We start from the raw sequence: 13806 nt of genomic DNA, 5'->3' as shown, positions 1-13806 counted from the left end.
TACAAAAAAGGGATTCTCTCTCCTTTTCAGCCCTCCCGAGGGACTTCAGAAGGCGATCTGTAGACGTGTCATAGCGCTTGTTCTGTAGAGCAAGCACTGGGGCGGTCTGGAGCGTAGCGTATGGTGCGGAGAACGCCTGGTATCGTAGGAGTAGATGGTGCCAACTGGCAAGGAGGTAGTTGCCAGATGTATTTCATCCGTCGAGCGTACCCTCCATGCCCAAAGCGACGTCGAGGGCGTTCATTGACAATAGTGTGCGTAGGATGGATTTTGCTTTGGGGGCAAGTGAGGGCACGTCCCATACCGCCCATTGGTGCTGAAGCGCATCCCTTTCCCGATACGACCGACCGGATCGTCGTCTTTTCCGATCAGCTGCCGGCAGCAAACTCTTTAAGCCCGGCCCAATGGCGGTTTATTGCAGACCACTATGCGGGCACTCAAAAGGAGACCCGCAGTTGGGCGGAGACGATTCGCAAGTTGAACCCACATTTCATTATATTGCACTATCAGCTTGCTGTGGGAGCCGGCACTGCAGCTTTCTTAGATGGAGAACGATGGACGAACGATTTTGGCTATATAAAACAACATCCGCACTGGTTTTTGAGGACTGCTGACGGAAGCCCAATTTCCCAAAATGTCTACCATTGGGACGTGATGAACATTCTCTTTAGAAATGGGGAACCCATTTCTGGCTGGCCGAAGTATTGGGTGGAAACGGCTCTGCAAAGACTACGCGATAACGAAGATGACGGGGTGTTCGCTGATAGTTACACGCAGGATATTCTCATGAACCAGGTGAACCCACCATTTGCGTGGTTCTCTCATGTTGAAGCGTGCAAGCAGAACTGGATACCGAATCTCAACCTATATGGTGCTTACTGTTGCAAGGCGTTGCATGATCAGCCAGAACACTTTTACTATCTGCCGAATTTAGGTGGTTTGGTGAATGCGTGGGACACCACAAACTACGCGGTTGGGGATGGGGGAATGAACGAGGGATTTGCGCTGTCGGGGCCAGGAAACTACTATGCGCCGAGCGATTGGCAACTTCAGATGAATCGCCTTTTAGCTCTTATCCGAGCTGATAAGATTGTGATCTGCCAATCTTACATACGCGATTCGGACTACGATGCGCGATGGTTTGTGATGGGCTCGTACCTGCTGATCAAGGGGCGACATACATATATCAACATGTTCGATACCAGCACTCTTTCGTGGTATCCCGAATACACGATATCGCTAGGTGCCCCGCTGTCAGAGCCTGCCCGCACGATTTCGGCCGACTGGGATGTGGCCTGGGGAGTCTATCGCCGCGACTTTGCTAGGGGGATGGTCTTAGTAAACCCCGATACGCGTCCTGTAAAGATAGATTTAGGCCATACCGAGTATTTAGTGGAGGCTGAGGGAGGTGGGCCGGTTCCTGCTTCAGGGGTGCCGATGGGGCAACTGAAGAGACGACCGGTGAGGGTAGTGACGATCCCTAGCCACAGTGCCCGTATTCTCTTGAACGATTGAGTTCAAAGCGATAGTGGCAAAAAAATCCTGTTGACAGAACGACGTTGACACTAGTATTATATATTGAAGACGCGAAGGTTTTGAAAACCTTGTTATTGGTGAGACGGCGTTAGGTTGGGGCAGAGATGGTCAGAAGATCGAGTTTACAGTGGAATAGCCTTTTTCTTTTTGGAGCTGCTCTGCTTCTATTGGTAGTCGCACGGGTGAGCTGGGCACAACAGACGCCGAATCCTTTCCAAGATGTTCCTGCCGGTAGCTGGGCCTATACGGCGTTGGCGACCCTTCAGCAAGAGGGGGCGATTACCGGCTATCCAGCAGACTATTTTCAAGGAAAAACCCTTCGCTCTCGCTACGAGTTGGCTGTGGCTTTGAAGCGTGCTCTTGATAGGCTCTCTGTAGCGAGCTCGGCAACGCATATTACCCTTAAAGACATCGAGCCGCTCAAGCGGCTAGTGGCGGAGTTCGAGCCGGAGTTGAAGATGCTAGGCGAGACGCATGCTGCGGCTGAGGCTAGCGTTGCCGCTGTAGAGGCATCACTTACCAATTCTGCAAATTCGGCCTTATCAGCTTCGGTTCCTAGCCCCTCTTTGCAAGTGACCGCCCATGTAGACCCTCAACTTCCTTTGTTAGAACCGTCATTGCCGACTGGCAATGCGTTTGTCAGGTCATCCTCGTCTAGGGCCGTTGAGGCCGCGTTGCTGCCCACAGCGAATATCGCAGACCTAGGCAATGCTTTACGGCTTAGCAACGCCTCTAGCCCTGGAGTTGCCTTTCAACTCTCTCTGGCTCGCGCCGCACAACTGCAGATGCAACTAGGTGATGCCACTGCCTTTGATCCGCTGCTTCCTCCAAGTGCTGGGTTCCTGTCTTACACGACACGTCTCACCTATCAGCTTCAGCCCAACGTTACTCTGCAAGCCGAGGCACTACGCAATTTAGTTCCCATCCTCGATGGAAACAGCTATGCCTTGCTGGGAAGCAATGCCTATCGTTTTCACATAGGGTATGCCAACGGGCCGGCGAGTGCGGAATTGGGCTTTCAGTTTGTGGCGCCTTCGCTCGATAATAACTCACTTCTAGCAAGTAGCCTTCTGTTGTCGAACAGCACCCTGTTGGAGGGGCCGTTTACTAGTTTTTCGTTGCGGCTATCTCGGTCGCTTCAAAGCTACTTGATGGGCGAAATCCTGATGAATCCCAACAATAGAGATGCCCTATCGGATATGGTTTTGAACGGAGTATACCGTGGACAGGCGGGAGTCGTCTGGGACCCGTTCCCTGGCTTGCATCTGAGTGCGGGGTTTGAGAGCATTTTTTACGATCTCTCAACTGCCTCCGGTCTTGGAGGGCGTTCTCTCTCCTCTCAGCAGTTTTTCACATTAGGGGCCGGTTTAAATCTCACTCGCAACGCGATGTTGCAACTGCTCTATCAATACGGCAACAGTACCTCTCCCCTGTTAGATACATCCCGCTCTACCGGCAACTCCGTATTCACTACCCAATTAGCCATTCACTTCTAAAAGGGCTCGCTCGGGTTGTCCTATCGCCCAGCGGGCAGCGGTTGGCTTAGGTCTAAGGCATGTCCCTCCGTAGCGACTTCGAGATCCGGGTTTCTTTTTGCTTCCTCGAGCAGGGCTTGGCTTATTTCAAGGTTTTGGAGATCGGCCGTATTTCGGATACGCGCGAGGCGCACTTTAGCCCAGTCGCCTCTGCCGCAGGTCGCAATACCGGTGCGCACGCAATCTTCTGGTGTAGGCAGGATCAGGGGCAATCGGGCACGTTGGGTGCCGCCTTCACCACTAGTACGCATGTTGATGTAGGAGGCGACGAAATCGATCTTTTTGGCGAGACGCTCGGTGATCATATCGGCGAGGCCAAAGGCGGCGGCATTGCCGTGGGATGCATCGGTTAGATCAAAAACGGCAATGAGACGGATGTTCGGACCGTCCCATTCGGATTCGGGGATGGAGGGCATAACGGCTCGACCAATGACATGTGTATCCATGCAGGATCCGCTAATGTTTTTGCCCATCTCGTCTACCAATAGAAGGTCAAGAGAGTTGAAAGGCAGATGGGGCATCAGCTTACGACTCTTATCCAGGAGCGCCTCTTCTGGTGCTCGCCCGATGGCGTGAGGTGGAAGCGGATGGATTTCACAGGTATGTCCGAGAGAGTTCTCAATAAGCGCGATGCCGCCTAAGATGGGGAGGCGTTCGACCATGAAGCGGGCTACGTAGGGCATGAGGTCACGAAGGCCGGTGGCTCCAAAGTGATGGATACGTTCGGCGCCCTGTTGTTTTCCAAGACCGATGGCCAGCATTTTGGCGATGCCGCTTTCAATGGGGCCGGTAAAGTCGGTGTGCGGTTTGATGCGGTTGATCAGCAAAATCGCATCGGCTTGGAGGGCGTTACGATCACAGACAACAGGAAAGCCTTTATAATCTCCAGCCTCTTGCGTAAGTTCTCCGATGGGAGCGACCTCCATGGTGGCTTTGATTTCGGCGCCAACGTTTTCTGGGGTAATGCCGTAGCTATAAAGGACTTCCGTCTGTCCTTGGGCTGTGGCGCCGCCGTGGCTGCCCATGGCGGGAACGATGAAAGGACAGTGTCCATGCGCTTTCAGCACGCCGACTACCGTGCGAACGATGAGGGCGAGATTTGCGATACCCCGACTGCCTACGCCAACCGCGACCGAGGCATGGTGAGGAAGCGAACACGACGCAAGTAGTGTCTCAAGAGCTTCACGGGTGCTTTTCTCTACCTGCTCTTGGGAAAGGGCAGGAGTGCGTTCTAGTTGGCGCACACTCCAGACGGTAGGCAGGGGCACCTCTGGAAAGGTGAACAGGTGGGTGGGAAGATCTATCTGCATGAGCGGCTCCTTTGGCATAAGTTGACATGTTATAATAATACCCAGCTGTGGAATGGCGACGAGAAGATTTGTGGCATTGTTGGAGGAAGCAGATGCAAAGCGCAGAGGGGCGGGAGATGAAGTTCTTTGTAATTGGTGCTGTGCTGCTTTTGGGGCTTTTCTTATTCTTCGTGAGCCGTGCTACTGCGCCCAAGCCTCATGCTCCACTTCCAAGCCAACGATATCTCTATCGGGACTATGTAGAGCACGGGGATTTGGCGGCCAAGCAAGTAGATAAACTTGCGATTGAAACGCATGGAGACATCTCGAAAGTATCCCCAGATGATAGAGATTGGCTAGATAGTATGACGGGGGGACACGGTGCCGATCTTCTCAGGATGCGCTATCGCTACTTATCAGCACATAAGGGCTTACACCAAAACCCTGTGAAGACACATTCAAACAAATGAGATCGCTCCGCGAATCCAAGAAATTGCGGAGCTTTGAGGAATGGGAAGAAAACAATAAGAAAATTTTTGGGTTAATCTCTTGACAGCCAATCAAACCTTTGTTATAATGGATTATAGATTTACCGATAAATCAGTGGATAGTACGGTGAAAAAGGAACAGAAAGACCGCAGGATGGTGACTTTAGAGGACGTCGCTAAACGAGCTGGCGTCAGTCGTATGACGGTTTCTGCCGTTCTCAACAGAAACCTAACCCACGTTCGTGTCTCCAGAGCTACCCAACAGAGGGTTTTACAGGCGGCCACTGAGCTCAACTACTTTCCAAATGCAATCGCTCGCTCCTTACGAAAGAAACGAACAGGCATTATAGGGTTTTATGGCGGTCTTGGATACCTGAACGCTAGTCTGCCATTCTATGCTGAGATCATAGGTGGGTTACAGCGAGGATGTGATCTGCATCGGCTTGATCTATTAGTTCATGGGACGTTTCCTCGTCGCTCCGTCAAAGACATTTATGCTGAACTGGTGGATGGACGTTTGGATGGGCTTGTTGTCCATACTTCTGCGGACGATCCTCTAGTGACGCTTCTGGCAAAATCGCACTTACCGGTGGTTGCTATTGCTGATGCTATAGAAAGTTTGCCTTCGGTAGTGGTAGACGATTTTATCGGGGGCAAACTTCAGGCGGAGCATCTAGCTGGCAGGGGGCATTCTCAGGTGCTTTACAGGGCGAGCGATCGGCCGCTGATATCCGCATGTCTTCGCTACGATGGTTTTATGGAGTGCGCCCAAAACTATCGTATGAAAGTCACTACCTGGCGGGGCCTAGAAAATATAGCGAATGATGCTAAAGCCGTAGACGCTTTCTGTGAGGTGCTAAAGAGCTGTCAGGCCACAGCGGTCGTTTGTTGGAACGATATGTCGGCTCTCGATACGCTGATGATCTGCCGTGATAGAGGGATGAACGTTCCAGGCGATGTTGCGGTTATGGGATATGATGGCATTCGTACCATGGGGAGTCTCTTTCATCGGTTAACAACTATTAAGGCTCCTTGGTTCGATGTGGCAAGCCGTGCTATCGCCTTATTAGTGGAGCAGATCGAGAGTAAAGATGAGAATCTGCAGAAGGAGGTGGTGCTGCCCGTAGAGTTGGTTTGCGGTGACACAACCTAGTCACTTTGTTGCTATCAAAACCATTATATACATTTTCGAGAACGATATGTATAGGAGGAGACATATGAAAGTGAAAAATGCATTCACGCTTATTGAATTGCTCGTGGTCATCGCCATTATAGCGATTCTGGCTGCAATTCTCTTTCCCGTGTTTGCCCAAGCGCGAGAAAGAGCACGAGCCATAACCTGCACGAGCAATCTCAAGCAGATCGGTCTAGGCATAGATATGTACGTCCAAGACTATGACGAGACCTTCCCATGCGGATGGGGAGGCCCTTCGCTTGATGCTCAAAAATGTATTTGGCGCATTAGCATCCAGCCGTATGTGCAAAAATACGGCGACGGTATGCCCTATAGTGCCGCGACGGGGCAAGCCCGTGGCATCTTTAATTGCCCAGACGATCCCTATATCGGATCAGGATGGGACCCAACAAGCTATGGCTACAATGCCTTTGGAGGACTAACAATAGGCTGGGTGAATTTGGGCGGTGGCAATGGTGCATTTCCTGGTGCTAAGCTCGCCAGCCTCTACTCTCCGGCCAATTTGGTAGCAGTTGCCGACGCGGCTGAGTTCGGAACACCTCAAAATAAAGCGGCCGATCCCAACTTCGATATCCCAGGAAGCGGAAGTTGGTCCGGCTGTGGTACCGATGGGCCTGGTCCATTTAACATGCATCCGAAGATATGGAAGGAAAACGGATCGGTGGACTGGGACTTTGGGATCCCGGAGCAGGAGGACTTTGGTAGTTGTCGTAATGGAGGACGTCGGCCGGCAGCACGTCATTTCGGCAAATTCAATGCGGTGTTTGCCGACGGGCACGTAAAGTCGGTGGATGCTAATGTAATGAATGCAGTGATTAATTCTCCACAGGACATCCTTCGCAACCACCAATAAAGGTGACGATAGGAGTCAACAGGAGGAAGAGCTTTCTCTCCTCCTGTTGACCCTTCCAAATACGATAAAGCCAATGATAACGCAGCGCGTAGCAGATGAGCATAGGCGTAGCAGACTAGCCAATATAAGTGGTTATTATAAAGTTCTACGACGCCTATTTGTCTGCTTTCTTATAGGCATAATAGCTTTCGTCGGGGTCTGGGCTTTATTGACTAGTCCCTGGTTCCTCCGATGGCGATATCGGCATATGCCGCTGTCGCAAATGATTCAGCAATTTCCAAAACATCGTGTAGATCCTATTTTTCTCTACTATTTAGGCCTTAAGCTTAACCAACGCGGGGACTATGTTCATGCCGATCCTATTTTGCGCCATGCCGTTGGGCTAGACCCAGACAATCCAAACTATCGCGATGAATGGGCACGTGCCTTGCTAGGTAGTGGGTTGGTAACTGCGGCTTTTGGTGAGCTTCGTCAATATGTGGGCACTCATCCCCACTCCGCTCAGGCGCATTACCTCATGGGAAAGTTCTATGTTAGCCAACGTGCTATGGATAAGGCTTCGGAGGAACTGCAAAAGGCCCTACAACTTGACCCAACACTTGGAGAGGCTTGGGCCTATCTGGCTGTTGCGCGTGAGGCTTTAGGGGATAATACGCAGGCCCTACAGGCAGCCCAAAAGGCGGTAGCTCTTAATCCGGGTAGCGCAGCAAATCGAGCCACCCTCGCCCTGCTTCTGTCGGATGCAAACCAGCAGACTGCCGCTCGCAAGCAGTTTATGCAAGCCATTCGCCTAGCTCCGCAGCAAGAGACCATACGCCAGGCCTTCGCAACCTGGTTGCTTCAGCACGCGAGGAGTTCTCAAGACATAAATGAGGCGCTTGTGCAAGCCCAACAGGCTTTAAAGCTCTCTCCACGAGACGCAGCCGCATGGCTTGCGGAAGGGAGAGCCTATTTCCTATTGGGTGACTACCGGCAAGCGGTGGCGCCGCTTATGAGAGCCTATCAGCTTTATCCCTATGATCCGACGGCACCACTAACCTTGAGGGAGGTTTATCAAAAGCTCGACCAACCCAAAGAAGTGGCACGCTGGCAGCGTCTCTATCTCTTATGCCAAAAGGGGGCCGATCGCTATCAACGACTTTATGATGCCTTACGGGTACATCCGCAATCATCACCCCTTCATCGAGAAATGGCGGAGCTTTTAGCACAGCGAGGCGATGTAGAAGGGTGTTTACGTAACTGGGCAGAGGCTCTACACCTCCCCGCAGATGCTCCTCAGGTTCTTATCGCGACCGCTAACAGCTTGACGGATGCGCATTTTGCTCAAGAAGCACTTCCTCTGGCGCAACGTGCCGTACAGATCGCTACGGCTAACCCTAGTGCCCATGAAGCGCTTGGTAATGCCTGGCTGGGGCTCAATCGGCTGCGTTCTGCCCAAATTGAGTACGATGCCACGGTCAAATGGCACCCTCAACGCATTAATCCCATTCGAAAGAGAATTCAGGCCTATTGGGCGTATCGAATCAAGCATCCTCTTCCATCAGATATTTTATTCGGCAAGGCAAGGGCTCTTCTCGCGAAACCAGATCTCACGTACTCCGATGTGCAGAAGGCAGAAGCCTTAGCACAACAGGCCTTTGTGCTCGATCCCGAGAATAGCGCCTGCGCGGAATTCTTGCTTGAGCTTCAAATTAGAAACGGCCAACTTAGTCAGGCGTTACAAACAGCTCAACAGCTTGTTTTTCTGTTGCCCTATGATCACCGGGCACATGCCTTGTTGGCAAGCCTCCTGGCTCGGCAAGGATCTTCACTCAGTGACCTCCATGAAGCTCAAAAGCAGTTAGCACTCTCTGGTACAGACCCTTCCCTCTCTGCCATCCGTGCCTATGCACGGGGGATGATTGCGCTTAAACAGGGCGATCTGAAGACTGCTTTTCGCCAACTTAGCCTTTCTGCACAGCTTGCCCCGAATGCTGCCGATACATTCCGACAACTTGCTATCGTGGCACGCGCTTTAGGTAATCTGCAGGCTGCTAAGATGGCAGAAAAACGAGTACAAGAACTTACCTTTGCGGTCTCTTCAAAATAAGAAAGGAGCTTTTAGCTAGATGAACAAGCAACTCTTATCAGCTGCAATCGCTTTTTGCGTTATCGCCGTGCTCGTTCTCGGATTCGTGATTTATCACTTTACCCTAGGGAACAATCGTGCTGCCAGCCCTCCACCGCAAAAACCCAACATACAGAACTTACAACAGCAGTATTCACAGAGCTATACGCAAGGATATATGTATTCTCAGTCTGGCGGTGGGGGGCAGGTTCCTCCTTATGCACGTTATTATGGGCAGGGCTCGGCTGGACACTAACCTCTCCCAGGGTATTTTCGTGACACGCAGAGAGCTATGGAAGCTCCTTGGCAAGACTCTCCTTGTTGGGTCGCTTTCGGGGTGTCAAGTGCTCTCTGCGTTCCCTCCAAAACGCAAGTTGAGAGAGCAAGGGCCTAGGTTTGTGGATATGTCCTCTCATGCCGGTCTGGACTACCGCTGGGTCATCCCCGGCCCTCGCCCCCTCAACATCCTTCAAACCATCGGCAATGGATGCGCCTTCCTCGACTTCGATAACGACGGCAACCTCGATATCCTCCTCGTCGGAAGCTCTCTCGCTCTCTACCGTGGCGATGGAAAAGGGCATTTCCAAAACGTCACCCGTCAAACCGGTCTCGATAAGCTGCATGGCCATTTTCTGGGCTGTGCGGTTGGGGACTACGACAACGATGGGTATGTGGACATCTACCTGACAGCCTACCGAGGGGGAGCGTTGTTACACAACGAGGGGGGGAGCCATTTTCGGGAGGTAACGGCACAGAGTGGCATCGCTCCACAACCTTGGGGCACTTCGGCGGCTTGGGTGCAAACCACCAACAGTGGATACCTCGATCTCATCATAGGAAACTATGCAGTTTTTGGTCCCCACGTAACTCCTCAGCTGTGCACAGACCGCGGCGTTAAGACCTCTTGTGGCCCTCGCTACTACAAACCGGAGCATTGCGTTTTCTACGCTAATCTTGGCGATGGGCGGTTTAGCAACAAAACCTCTTTCTATCATGCTCAGGGTTCTGGAAGATGCTTAGGAGTTGCGTGTGCCGACTTTGACGGTTCTGGGAGGCCTTCTATCGTCTACTCGAACGATGAGATAGAGGGCAACCTACTTTATCCGGCATATCAGGGAAAGAGATGGGTATATCATGACATTGGGCGCGAGGCTGGGGTTGCTACCGATGGAATGGGGAATATTCACGGTGGAATGGGTGTAGACTGGGGTGATTATGATAACGACGGGAAACTGGACCTAGTCGTAGCGACCTTTCAGCACGAGGAAAAATGTTTATATCACAATGAAGGAGATCATATATTTGTCGATCGATCCCGCAATACAGGTATTGCCGACATCGCCAGGCCGTATGTTGCTTTCGGAGCCAAATTTTTTGATTTTAATAACGATGGGTGGCTCGACCTCATCTTTTCGAACGGCCATGTACAGGATAATATCCATCAGATCGATCCCTCCACTAGCTACCGGCAGCCGTGCCTATTGCTGCAAAATAGTGGGGGCGATCCTCTTCTTTTTTCGGATGTAACGCCTCTTGCAGGGAGCGATCTCATGCGCCCTATCGTAGGCCGAGGTTTAGCTGTCGGAGACTACGATAACGATGGTCGCGTTGATCTGTTGATTGTGGATAGCGAAGGATGTCCCCTATTACTGCACAACGAAACGGAGCCAGTTGGGAACTGGCTCGGTATCCGGCTTGAAGGGAAACGCTCCAATCGCAGTGGCTACGGTGCTCTCCTAGTGGTGGAAGCGGGAGAAAAGCGCCTTCTACGCCAATGCCAAGCTGGTGGCTCTTATATGTCTTCTTCGGACCCTCGCGTTCATTTTGGGCTTGGCAATGAGAGAGAAGTGAGGCAGTTAACGGTAAAATGGCCTAGCGGTCGTGTGGACGTTTTTGTTGATGTGCCTATTAACCGTTATTTGGTGATTTCTGAGGGCGAGCAGAGGTTTGCGGTTTTATGAGATATCCAGGGCTAGTTGTGTGAAGGCATCCTCTTCCTGTTGTATACTTATGACGAGAACGTAGGAAAGGAACGAGGTAGTAGAAGATGCAAGCCCACGTTTTGCGAAGGGCCTATATCGAGTTTTTTAAGGAGCGAGGGCATCTGCATTTGCCGGGAGCACCGCTGATACCCATAGATGTGCTGGGTCATCTTGACGAGTCGACTCTCTTTACCGGTTCGGGAATGCAGCAGTTTAAGCCCTATTTTGCTGGGGTTGCAACCCCACCCTCACGGCGCATTACAACGGTGCAGAAATGCGTGCGCACTGGCGACATTGATAGTGTGGGAGACTACTCGCATTGTACCTTCTTTGAGATGCTAGGCAACTTTAGCTTTGGCGACTACTTTAAAGCAGAAGTTATTCCGTGGACATGGGAGTTCTTAACCCAGGTGGTCGGGCTTGAACCAGAGCGGCTATGCGCAACGGTTTATAAAGACGATGAGGAATCCTACGCCATTTGGCATGAAAAGATAGGTCTGCCTGAAGACCGCATCCATCGTCTCGACGAAGACAAGAACTTTTGGCCGGCCAACGTTCTTAGCGAAGGGCCTGATGGGCCTTGTGGACCATGTTCGGAGGTCTACTATCGCTTGGTGCCGTTGGAAGAGCTAACCACCGATCCCCAGCTGACACCGACGCAGCGCTTCCTTAAAGATGAGGCAGAAGGACGGTGGCTAGAGATTTGGAATAACGTATTTACTCAGTATAATCGTAGTACGGACGCAGATGGCAAACCGATCTTAACCCCGCTACCTCAAAAGAATAATGATACGGGGGCGGGGCTTGATCGTATCGCTTATATTGCCCAAGGGAAACGCAGTGTGTTCGAGACCGATCTGTTCGGCTCTACATTGGAAGCGATCGAGAAATTGGCCGGAGTACGGTACGAGGGCAGCATGTCACCCACGGATTTCGCTTTTCGGGTGGTTGCCGAACATACGCGCTGCATGGTTTTCTGCATCGCTGACGGCATTTTGCCCTCCAATGAGGGACGTGGGTACGTGCTGCGCTACATAATGCGACGTGCCGTGCGTTATGGCAAAATGGCTTTGGGATTCGATTCCCCCTTCCTTCATGAGGTGGCTCCCCATGTGATCGCACAGATGCGCGATTTCTATCCGGAGCTCGAGGAGCGACGTGCCCTTATTCTTCAGACGATCCGCACAGAGGAGGAGCAGTTCCGCCGCACTCTCGACAGAGGGATGCGCATTCTGACGGATATGCTGCATTCCGTGGAGGTTCAGGCAACCAAACGTCTCCCCGGTCATGATGTATTTCGCCTTTACGATACCTATGGCTTTCCGCTAAGGCTTACCCAAGAGCTAGCCGCAGAGGTGGGTGTAGAGGTTGATTTAGAGGGTTTTGAGGCGGAGCTGGAAACGCAGCGTGTGCGATCACAGCAGTCGAGCAAAATAGATAGAGAGGTCTTTTCTGCCTCCGTGCTTATGGGCGTCATCGGTGCCGATCTGCCGCCGACGGAGTTTCTTGGCTATCATACGCTGCAGGCGGTGGCGAAGGTGCTGGCCATCTACGTAGGGGACCAGCGCGTGGAGTTTGCACGAGCAGGAGAGAAAGTAACCGTTGTGCTTGACCGAACTCCGTTCTATGCTGAAGCGGGCGGGCAGGTTGGCGACACCGGCACGTTGGTGGCACCCGAGGGAGAGACAACCTGTGCACTACGAGCCGAAGTGTGTGATACCCAGAAAAGTGCCTTAGGGGTCTATCTTCACTCCGTAATAGTTCAGGAAGGGGAGCTGCGAGTAGGGCAGAAGGTTTATGCAACGGTGGATCGAGTGCGTCGCCTCGACATCATGCGAAACCATACGGCGACCCATCTTTTGCAGGCGGCTCTTCGACAGGTGCTTGGCACCCATGTGTATCAAAAAGGCTCTTTAGTAGCGCCGGACCGACTGCGTTTCGACTTTACCCACACGGCTCCAATGACTGACGATGAGTTGCGGCAGGTAGAGGAGTTGGTCAATGCCGAGATCTTGAACGACGTGGAGCTAGAGGTTCATTGGGATGTGCCCCTTGAGGAGGCCAAAGCGCGAGGCGCTATGGCGCTTTTTGGGGAGAAGTATGGCGAGCGCGTACGCGTTATCGAGATTCCGGGGTTTAGCATTGAGCTTTGTGGGGGAACGCATCTGCAGCGCACGAGCCAAGTAGGGCTTTTCCGAATCGTCTCCGAAACCGGCATCGCGTCCGGAGTAAGGCGTATTGAGGCGGTAACCGGCCGAGCCGCTTGGCAATATACTCTGCAACGTGAACAGTCGATCAAGCAGCTTCCGACGTTGCTGCGAGCCCAGGTGAAGCGTTTGGATGATGTGATAGTTGCTTTAGACCGTCTTATCAGAGAAAGAGACGAGCTTGCGAAACGTAATCGTCAGTTGCTGCTGGAGCGCTCAATTGCCCGCCTTGATACGTTAGAACCGACGCTCGTGGATGGGGTTCCTGTATTAGCCACCTCAATTGAGGGAGTAGATGCCAAAACATTGGGCGACCTGGCGGAACGAGTTGCGGGGCGCTTGAAAACGGCGATTGTCGTATTGGGAACTGCCGTCGAAGAAAAGGGACTTGTTGCGGCCAAAGTTACGGCTGACCTGGTTCAACAAGGCTATCATGCAGGGAACTTGGTGAGAGAGCTTGCCAAGATCATAGGCGGCGGTGGAGGAGGTAGGGCCGATTTTGCGACGGCCGGCGGCAGGGATTATTCCAAGCTTACCGAAGCGCTTAAGACGGTGCCGGATTTAGTAAGAGCGCAGAAAAAGCAAAAGCCTTAGAGCACCCCTGAGATTAGAAA

At 52.2% G+C, this 13806-nt stretch carries 10 protein-coding genes; 9 read left to right on the top strand and 1 reads right to left on the bottom strand.

Going from position 1 to position 13806, the window contains the following annotated elements; translation table 11 throughout:
* Positions 1-186 precede the first annotated feature (186 nt).
* A complete protein-coding gene (locus tag CCALI_RS04275; protein WP_016482244.1) occupies positions 187-1515 on the top strand; it encodes a putative glycoside hydrolase family 15 protein in 1329 nt (442 codons plus the stop codon).
* Positions 1516-1640: 125 nt separating this feature from the next.
* Entirely contained in the window at positions 1641-3032 is a 1392-nt protein-coding gene (locus CCALI_RS04270; protein ID WP_016482243.1) for a hypothetical protein, read from the top strand.
* A 20-nt stretch (positions 3033-3052) separates the two neighbouring features.
* Here CCALI_RS04270 and CCALI_RS04265 read toward each other — a convergent pair whose 3' ends face one another.
* Positions 3053-4381: a nickel pincer cofactor-dependent isomerase, group 22 gene (locus CCALI_RS04265; RefSeq protein ID WP_016482242.1), complete on the bottom strand. Its 1329-nt coding sequence runs from the start codon at positions 4379-4381 to the stop codon at positions 3053-3055.
* 116 nt (positions 4382-4497) lie between these two features.
* On the opposite strand from CCALI_RS04265, the gene CCALI_RS04260 reads away from it, so the two are divergent.
* The 7 genes from CCALI_RS04260 to alaS all read left to right on the top strand — a co-directional run bounded on the left by CCALI_RS04260 (position 4498) and on the right by alaS (position 13786).
* Entirely contained in the window at positions 4498-4830 is a 333-nt protein-coding gene (locus CCALI_RS04260; protein WP_156415914.1) for a hypothetical protein, read from the top strand.
* Between the two features lie 145 nt (positions 4831-4975).
* Entirely contained in the window at positions 4976-6001 is a 1026-nt protein-coding gene (locus tag CCALI_RS04255) for a LacI family DNA-binding transcriptional regulator (RefSeq protein ID WP_172636625.1), read from the top strand.
* A gap of 64 nt (positions 6002-6065) precedes the next feature.
* Positions 6066-6896, top strand: coding sequence for a DUF1559 family PulG-like putative transporter (locus tag CCALI_RS04250; RefSeq protein ID WP_016482239.1), 831 nt, complete (start codon positions 6066-6068; stop codon positions 6894-6896).
* 247 nt (positions 6897-7143) lie between these two features.
* Entirely contained in the window at positions 7144-8985 is a 1842-nt protein-coding gene (locus tag CCALI_RS04245; RefSeq protein WP_044948853.1) for a tetratricopeptide repeat protein, read from the top strand.
* A gap of 19 nt (positions 8986-9004) precedes the next feature.
* Positions 9005-9259 carry a hypothetical protein gene (locus CCALI_RS04240; RefSeq protein ID WP_016482237.1) on the top strand — a complete coding sequence of 85 codons (255 nt, stop codon included), beginning with the start codon at positions 9005-9007 and terminating at the stop codon, positions 9257-9259.
* 148 nt (positions 9260-9407) lie between these two features.
* Complete coding sequence (locus tag CCALI_RS04235; protein ID WP_044948851.1) at positions 9408-10964, top strand: CRTAC1 family protein; 1557 nt, start codon at positions 9408-9410, stop codon at positions 10962-10964.
* Between the two features lie 86 nt (positions 10965-11050).
* Complete coding sequence (gene alaS, locus CCALI_RS04230) at positions 11051-13786, top strand: alanine--tRNA ligase (protein WP_016482235.1); 2736 nt, start codon at positions 11051-11053, stop codon at positions 13784-13786.
* Positions 13787-13806: the final 20 nt, after the last annotated feature.

The sequence above is a fragment of the Chthonomonas calidirosea T49 genome, from assembly GCF_000427095.1.
Lineage (GTDB): Bacteria > Armatimonadota > Chthonomonadetes > Chthonomonadales > Chthonomonadaceae > Chthonomonas > Chthonomonas calidirosea.
This window is presented reverse-complemented; position numbering and strand designations above follow the sequence as displayed.